Source organism: Erwinia sp. PME.40.26/001 (genome assembly GCF_055556675.1).
On the sequence record NZ_JBVHNP010000113.1, the window covers coordinates 1 to 278 of the forward strand.

Sequence of the window (278 nt, forward strand, 5' to 3'; positions counted from 1 at the left end):
CCTATCGCATCGTCCACTACAAACCCGATGCCGAGCTGCTGCTCGAAGCGTTCGACGACTACTGGGGCGGCCGGCCGCCACTCCGGCGCATCCGCTTCGTCGAAGTGCCCGAGGTGGCGTCGCGCGTGAACGGTTTGCGCGCCGGCGATTTCGATTTCGCCTGCGACATGCCGCCCGACCAGATCGCGACCATCGAGTCGAGCCCGCGCCTGCACGTGGTCGGCGGGCCGATCATGAACATCCGGCTCACCATCTTCGACAAGCACCATCCGACGCTG

General features: G+C 66.2%; 1 protein-coding gene. It reads left to right on the plus strand.

Annotation, left to right across the window (positions count from 1 at the left end; translation table 11 throughout):
* On the plus strand, nucleotides 1–278 hold a 278-nt coding region (locus ACZ3HG_RS23460; protein ID WP_465334740.1), incomplete at both ends, for an ABC transporter substrate-binding protein.